A 6,653-nucleotide genomic window follows, 5' to 3' on the forward strand; every position below is an offset into this window, starting at 1 on the left:
ATGGAGCAACAAGACAATATAAATAGAAAGTTGTTGTTAGTCGGTTTAGTAATTGCGATGCTATTTGCTGCCTTAGATGGAACAATCGTTGGTACAGCAATGCCACGTATCGTTGGTGAACTAGGCGGATTAAGTTTAATGACGTGGTTAACAACAGCTTATATGTTAACATCAACAACAGTTGTACCAATTGCAGGTAAATTAGCGGATTTGCTTGGTCGTCGTAACGTATATATAACAGGGTTAGTTATCTTTATGGTTGGCTCAGCATTATGTGGTATGGCAAATGGTATGACAGAATTAATTATTTTCCGTGGTATTCAAGGTCTTGGCGGCGGTATTATGATGCCGATGGCTATGATTATTATCGGAGATATGTTCACGGGGAAAGAACGTGCGAAATGGCAAGGTATTTTTGGTGCGTTATACGGTCTTGCTTCTGTAATTGGACCACAAGTGGGTGGTTGGATTGTAGATGCAGTGAACTGGAGATGGGTATTCTACATTAACTTGCCAGTTGGTATTTTAGCAACAATCTTTATTGCAATGGGATTAAAATCACATAAACAAACAGGACCAATTAAAATTGATATTGCTGGGATCTTTACGATGATTCTCGGTGTTGTCAGTTTATTACTGGCATTAACGTTTGGTGGAAAAGATTACGCATGGGATTCTTGGCAAATTATCGGGTTATTTGCATTAGCTTTAATTGGTATCGTTAGCTTTGTTATTGTTGAAACGAAAGCAGAAGAACCAATTTTACCGATGCATTTCTTTAAAAATCGTACATTTACATTACTAAATGCGATTGGATTTTTTATGAGTATTGGAATGTTCGGTGCGATTATGTTCGTACCATTCTTCATGCAAGGAATTGTAGGAGTAAGTGCAGCTGAATCAGGAACAATTATGACGCCAATGATGATTACAATGATTGTGATGAGTATTATTGGCGGGCAACTTGTATTAAAAGTTGGTGTAAAACCACAAATTATTACAGGAATGCTTATAATGGCTGGAGGATTCTGGTTATTAACAACGATGGATATGCACACAACTAAATTGACTGCTACTTCTTATATGATGGTTATCGGTTTAGGAATGGGTCTTGTAATGCCGACATTAACATTAGCGTTACAAGAAAGCTTCCCGAAAAAAGATCTTGGTGTCGTAACATCATCAAGTCAGTTCTTCCGTCAAATCGGCGGAACATTTGGTATTACAATTTTAGGATCAATCATGAATAACACTTCAGGTACAACATTAACAAAGAATTTAGTACCTGTATTAGATACATTCCCGAAAGAAGCGGGACAAATGGTAACGAAATTTAAAGATATGATTCATACAGATCCACAAGGTTTATATTCAATGTTATTTAGTCCAGAGGCATTAAAACAAATGCCAGAAGCGTTCGCTAACAGCATTGTACCGATTTTGAAAAACTCTTTAGTAGACTCACTTCATACTGTATTCTTAACAGGATTAGTATTTATCGTAGTAGGCGCTATCTTTACAATTTTCTTACAGAAGATTAAACTGTCAGATCGTAAAAAAGATGCTAAAGAGCCAGCTACAGAAGAAAAAGAACAAACTGTATCATATTCGTAATGAAAAAGCATCGCCTTATGGCGGTGCTTTTTTGAGTATAACCTTAAAAGCTTTTTCGTGAGAAATGATTGACGTATTTCTAGAAATACGTTATATTATTTTCTGTAAACGGTTACATGAAATGGAGAGGGAAAAGAATGAGTACGATTAAAGACGTTGCGAAATTAGCGGGAGTATCTGTTGCGACCGTTTCCAGAGTGTTAAATAAAAATGGATATGTTCATGAAGATACATTAAAGAAAGTAGAACGAGCGATTGAGATGCTAGATTATAAACCTAGTACAGTAGCACGCTCACTATATAATAAGAAATCTCGTTTAATTGGCTTAGTTGTTCCAAATATCGTGAATCCATTCTTTCCAGAAGTTGCACGTGCCGTAGAAGATGTAGCTCATAAGCAGGGATATACGGTTGTACTTTGTAACTCTGATGAAAATTTAGAGAAAGAAAAGCAATATATTGATGTACTTAGGCAAAATAATGTGGACGGATTTATTGTAGCAACAAATCCACAAAATAGTGTTAATTACATGAATTTGTCAGTACCAGTCGTTGCAATTGACCGTATGTTTAATGAGCGTATACCTGCTGTGTATGCAGATAACTATGCGGGAAGTCAGGCAGCGACAAAGCTATTAATAGATAAAGGCTGTAAACATATTGCGCATATTCGTGGACCGCGTGACGTAAGCACAGCGAATGAACGTTTTGAAGGCTTTGTAGACGTTATTACACAAAATAATCTTTCTTATATGATTGCAGAGAGTACATTTGATCCAGCTAATAGTGAGCGTGTAGCAGTGGAACTATTAGAAGAATATCCGCATATTGATGGTATTGTTGCTGGGAATGATTTAATTGCAATAGGTATCGTCAAGGCTGCGCTTCAAAAGGGGATTTCTATTCCGGATGATTTACAAATTATCGGATTCGATGGAATTTCTTTAACAGAGATGATGTATCCATCTATTACAACTGTTGCACAGCCAATTTACGAAATGGGGAAAATTGCAACAGAACTACTGTTAGATCAGATGGAAGGAAACGTATTAGAAGAGAAACATTATCGTTTACCGATTGAAATTATAGAACGAAATACAACGAAGTAAGGAGATGAAATAGATGCCAAATATTGCAGTAGTAGGTAGTATTTCAATGGACTTAGTGGCCGTTTCAAAAAAACGTCCGAAAGCAGGGGAAACAGTAATTGGTGAAGCATTTCATACAATTCCAGGAGGGAAAGGAGCTAACCAGGCGGTTGCTGCAGCGAGATTAGGCGCAAATGTAGCGATGGTTGGAGCGGTAGGAGACGATAATTATGGAACTGTAGTTAGAAAAAATTTAGAGAACGAACGCGTTTTTATCGACTATGTGGTACCGGTTACAGATACGGCGACAGGAATTGCTCATATCGTTTTAGCAGAAGAGGATAACAGTATTGTTGTCGTGCAAGGAGCGAATGCTCTTGTCAATGAGTCGGTTGTAAATCGTTCAAAAGATCTTCTTACAAAAGCAGATATGGTTGTGCTTCAACTAGAGATTCCACTTGAAACAGTAAAATATGTATTGGCTATTTGTGAGGAACACAAAATCCCGGTTATGTTAAACCCAGCGCCAGCACAAGTGTTATCAGAAGATATTTTAGAAAAGGCAACTTATATTACGCCAAATGAACATGAGTGCCGCATTGTATTAGATGATTTCACATCACCAATTGAAGAGTTACTGGCTAAATATCCAAACAAACTATTGATGACAGAAGGTTCTAACGGTGTACGTTTCCATAATGGTACGGAGATTGTACATGTTCCTAGCATTGCTGTTGATGTAGTAGATACGACTGGAGCTGGTGATACATTTAATGGTGCATTAGCAGTTGCGCTTTCTGAAGGAGAAACACTTCAAAAAGCAATTCGTTTTGCGAATATTGCTGGTGGTCTTTCTGTAACGAAACTTGGGGCGCAAGGCGGTATGCCAACGAGAGATAAAGTACGTGAAGTGCAGGTGATTGTCGGATGAAAAAGCACGGCGTATTAAACAGTGAGATTGCATCAATCCTTGCTTCACTTGGGCATACGGATACGATTGTAATTGCTGATTGCGGTTTACCAATTCCTGACGGAGTAAAAAGAATTGATTTAGCTGTTGAAATTGGAAAACCTAGCTTTTTAGATGTATTGCAAGTGGTAGCGGATGATATGGCAATTGAAAAAGTGACGTTAGCAGAAGAGGTTATTAACAATAATGCGGAAATAAATAAAGAGATTGAGCTGAAATTAGTAGAGCCAGCGCTTGAATATGTATCTCATGAACAATTTAAAGAGCATACGAAAAAAGCGAAAGCTATTATTCGTACAGGCGAGGCTACGCCTTATGCCAATGTAATTTTACATGCAGGCGTGATTTTTTAATAAAGGGAAGTGATGGGAATGCGTATTGAAATGAAAAATATTTCAAAGGCGTTCAATGGCAATCCTGTTTTGAAGAATGCACAATTTATGATTGAAACAGGAGAAGTCCATGCATTGATGGGGGAAAATGGAGCGGGTAAATCAACGCTCATGAAGATTTTAACAGGTGTATACAAAAAAGATGGTGGAACAATCACGATTGATGGGCAAGAGCACACCTTTAAAAATGCGAAAGAAGCTGAAGAGTACGGTATTGCATTTATACATCAAGAATTGAACATATTATCGAATTTAACAGTAGCTGAAAATATGTTTCTCGGTAAAGAGTTAATGTATGGAAAGACAGGGATTTTGCGTACACGTCAAATGAATGCGATTGCGCAGCAGCAACTAGCGGAACTAGGGTTACATGTAAAAGGCGCTATGTTGGCAGGAGAGTTATCGGTTGGACAACAGCAAATTATCGAAATTGCGAAAGCATTAATGACAAACGCGAGCGTTATTATTATGGATGAGCCTACAGCGGCATTAACAGATCGTGAAATTGAAACGTTGTTTACTGTCATTAATAAATTACGTAAAGAAGGCGTTTCGTTCGTGTATATCTCACACCGAATGGAAGAAATTTTTTCAATATGTGATACCATTACGATTTTACGTGATGGGGAATACGTCGGAAAGAGATCCATTCCGGAAACATCGTTTGATGAAGTAGTGAGTATGATGGTGGGGCGCAGCATTGGTGAACGTTACCCAGAACGGAATAGTCAAGTTGGCGATGTTATTTTTGAAATCCGTAATGGAACGAAAAAAGGGAAGTTTGAAAATGTTTCGTTTCAAGTGAGAAAAGGTGAAATCCTTGGTGTAGCTGGCTTGATGGGAGCTTGCCGTACGGATATTATGAAAGCGATATTTGGATACGAACCTTTAGATTCTGGCCAAATTTTTATAAATGGGCAAGAAGTAAAGATTGATAGTCCGATAGATGCGATTAGACAAAGAATCGCATTCATTACAGAGGATAGAAAATCTGAAGGGTTAGTGCTAGATTTCTCAATTCGAGAAAATTTAGCTTTACCAAATTTAGAAAGTCTTTCAAAGGGAAGTGTTCTAAGCGACGAACTAGAACAACAGTTTACAGCGGACATGATGAAACTTCTTAATGTGAAAGCATCTAGTGGAGAACAAGCGGTGAAATCTCTTTCTGGTGGAAATCAGCAAAAAGTTGTTATTGCAAAATGGTTAGGTATCCACCCACAGTTACTCATTTTAGATGAGCCAACAAGGGGTGTTGATGTTGGAGCAAAAAAAGAAATTTACTCTATTATGAATAAGCTTACCGAGCAAGGAGATGCAGTTATTATGGTATCATCTGAGCTTCCAGAAGTTTTAGGGATGAGTGATCGCGTTCTTGTTATTCATGAAGGAAAAGTCGGCGGCATTTTAGAGAAAGATGAGGCATCACAAGAGTCTATTATGGCACTAGCTACAGGGGGAGAGTAAGGATGGCTAAGAAGGGGAATGTATTACAACAACTTGGGTCTTTAATTGGACTAGCGCTAATTATTGTAGTAATTACGGCTTTAAATCCAGCGTTTATTGAAATTCCAAATTTATTTAATATACTGCGTCAAGTATCGATTAATGCGCTTATTGCATTCGGAATGACCTTTGTAATTTTAACAGGGGGTATTGACTTATCGGTAGGTTCTATTTTAGCATTATCAAGTGCACTTGTTGCTGGAATGATGGCAAGTGGCATGGACCCGTTCCTTGCGATGGCAGTTGGATTATTAGCTGGTCTTGTAATGGGAATTGTAAACGGTATCATCATAGCGAAGGGAAAAGTAGCTCCATTTATTGCGACTTTAGCAACAATGACTATTTTTCGCGGGTTGACGCTTGTTTATATGGACGGACGTCCGATCACTGGACTTGGTGATCATTTAATGTTCCAAATGTTTGGTCGCGGTTATTTTCTCGGTATTCCGGTACCAGCTGTTACAATGATGATCGCTTTTGCAGTACTGTACTTCATTTTGAAGAAAACGACATTTGGTCGCCGTACATTTGCAATTGGTGGAAATGAAGAAGCAGCAGCACTATCAGGTATTAATGTTACGAGAATTAAAGTAATGATTTATGGTCTTTCCGGAATTTTGGCAGCGCTTGCAGGTATTGTCTTAACATCACGATTAGATTCTGCACAGCCGACTGCAGGTACTTCTTACGAATTAGATGCAATTGCAGCAGTTGTATTAGGTGGAACAAGTCTTTCTGGGGGAAGAGGATGGATCGTTGGTACATTCATCGGTGTACTTATTATCGGAGTACTAAATAACGGTTTAAATTTATTAGGTGTATCTTCTTTCTTCCAACAAGTTGTAAAAGGACTTGTAATCTTACTAGCTGTATTAATTGATCGCCGAAAAGAAGCATAATGGAGGGACAGTTCATGAAGAAATGGTTACTTATACTCGTTGCATGTATTATGGTCATTACTGCTGGTTGTTCAATGGAACCGCCAGAATGGGCAAAGGATTCTAGCGATAAAGGTCGAAATAAAACTATTAAAGTTGGATTCTCTGTTTCAACTTTAAACAATCCATTTTTTGTAACTTTGAAAAA

The 6,653-nt window shown here is 38.0% G+C and carries 6 protein-coding genes and 1 pseudogene; all 7 read left to right on the forward strand.

What is annotated here, in order from left to right; genetic code table 11:
* Positions 1–1,614 (forward strand): MDR family MFS transporter, encoded by a 1,614-nt coding sequence (locus tag MR083_RS16015; protein WP_000437626.1) that lies wholly within the window; start codon positions 1–3, stop codon positions 1,612–1,614.
* Between the two features lie 137 nt (positions 1,615–1,751).
* Positions 1,752–2,723, forward strand: coding sequence for a ribose operon transcriptional repressor RbsR (rbsR, locus tag MR083_RS16020; protein ID WP_000104021.1), 972 nt, complete (start codon positions 1,752–1,754; stop codon positions 2,721–2,723).
* A gap of 13 nt (positions 2,724–2,736) precedes the next feature.
* Positions 2,737–3,633, forward strand: coding sequence for a ribokinase (gene rbsK / locus MR083_RS16025; protein ID WP_001132856.1), 897 nt, complete (start codon positions 2,737–2,739; stop codon positions 3,631–3,633).
* Positions 3,630–4,025 carry a D-ribose pyranase gene (gene rbsD / locus MR083_RS16030; RefSeq protein ID WP_000716156.1) on the forward strand — a complete coding sequence of 132 codons (396 nt, stop codon included), beginning with the start codon at positions 3,630–3,632 and terminating at the stop codon, positions 4,023–4,025. The genes rbsK and rbsD overlap by 4 nt, the downstream gene beginning before the upstream one ends.
* An 18-nt stretch (positions 4,026–4,043) precedes the next feature.
* The gene (gene rbsA / locus MR083_RS16035) at positions 4,044–5,528 is read left to right on the forward strand and encodes a ribose ABC transporter ATP-binding protein RbsA (RefSeq protein ID WP_011040003.1); all 1,485 of its coding nucleotides are present in this window, start codon (positions 4,044–4,046) and stop codon (positions 5,526–5,528) included.
* Positions 5,529–5,530: 2 nt separating this feature from the next.
* Positions 5,531–6,466, forward strand: coding sequence for an ABC transporter permease subunit (locus MR083_RS16040; RefSeq protein WP_001074633.1), 936 nt, complete (start codon positions 5,531–5,533; stop codon positions 6,464–6,466).
* Positions 6,467–6,480: 14 nt separating this feature from the next.
* Positions 6,481–6,653, forward strand: a pseudogene (locus MR083_RS16045) (D-ribose ABC transporter substrate-binding protein); the annotation flags it as partial.

This window comes from Bacillus cereus group sp. BfR-BA-01408 (genome assembly GCF_022663305.1).
Taxonomy (GTDB): Bacteria; Bacillota; Bacilli; order Bacillales; family Bacillaceae_G; genus Bacillus_A; species Bacillus_A pacificus.